We start from the raw sequence: 1,088 nt of genomic DNA, 5'->3' as shown, positions 1-1,088 counted from the left end.
ATGAATGTCCGCAAATATCCAATTAGTAAATTCGATGTTTAAACTCAGCTCTATAAGTGCAAGCACAGAGTTCCAACCTCTCAAAGAGCCTAAAACCGAAATACCTTCGGTTGAACTTGTAGCAGAATTCGTTAAGGTAGAGTTGCAGGAATTCCGCCTTTATGTCATGGTAGGTGTCAAGGATGCTCCTCTTGGCGTTGCTGATGGCGATATGTACCCAAGGTAGAACCTTTCCGACTTTTTTCTTGTCATCCATGACAACGGCCTTGTGGGAAGCCACTGCCCCGTCCTTTTCAAGGGATGCGTATGTGCTGGAACCGTCCGTAGTGGCATTTGCCTTCCCGTCTGTCGCCTGTTTTATCCTGGGAGTTTCGGTGGAAGCCTTCAAATCGTCTATTACCTCCATCTTTATGTGTCCCACGATTTTAGGGGTACTCCGCTTCTTATCGGAAGGAGTGTCCGGGAAACTGCTTTCAGCCATGACAAGGACGGATGTCTTGCGCTGGCTTCCACGTCCACGTTTGAGCGGGCAGTTTTTCTGAGCCTCAGGCGTCTCGGTGGAGAAGAACCCTTCGTCTATCTCCACATCTCCATGAAGATTATAGCGTGCGTCACGCTTGCCCATCACGTCACGAAGCTTGTGCACCATTTCCCATACGGGCTGGTAACGCTTGCGCCCCAGTTGGCGTTGGATTTCCTTGGAGGATATGGCACGTCTGGTCGCCGTCAGAAGGTACATGGCGGCGAACCAGTCGCGGATGGGCAGGTTGCTTCCCTGCATCACAGTACCGGAACGCAAGGTCATCTCATGCTTACAGTCCATGCAGGTCCAAGAACGGTGGCTCGGATTCCAACTCAAACGCAAACCGCCGCAGCGGCTACAGAAAAGACCGTGGCGTTCACGGAAACGACGGAGAGCCTCCTCGCAGGAGCTTTCGTCAGGATATTGACGGTAGAAGTCAAGCAGATTCATTGTGTTTCCTTTCAATTGTTTTACAGGGAGTGCCTGCAAATTCTGTTCCTATGCCTGCATTGGCATCTCATAGCCTGTTTAAACTTTGCTAATTTGGACGTTTGCGGACATTCAT

At 50.4% G+C, this 1,088-nt stretch carries 1 protein-coding gene; it reads right to left on the bottom strand.

What is annotated here, in order from left to right:
* Nucleotides 1-22: 22 nt before the first annotated feature.
* The gene (locus NW212_RS15205) at nt 23-973 is read right to left on the bottom strand and encodes an IS1595-like element ISPvsp1 family transposase (protein ID WP_072531163.1); all 951 of its coding nucleotides are present in this window, start codon (nt 971-973) and stop codon (nt 23-25) included.
* Nucleotides 974-1,088 lie beyond the last annotated feature (115 nt).

This window comes from Bacteroides sp. ET225 (genome assembly GCF_024733745.1).
In the GTDB taxonomy this organism is placed as follows: Bacteria; Bacteroidota; Bacteroidia; order Bacteroidales; family Bacteroidaceae; genus Phocaeicola; species Phocaeicola excrementipullorum.
Note: the sequence above shows the minus strand (reverse complement) of the source record. Positions and strands in the feature narration are given on the sequence as shown.

Excerpts from the sequence above, each read along its gene's own strand:
- NW212_RS15205 (WP_072531163.1), bottom strand. The coding sequence starts at position 973 with ATGAATCTGCTTGACTTCTACCGTCAATATCCTGACGAAAGCTCCTGC.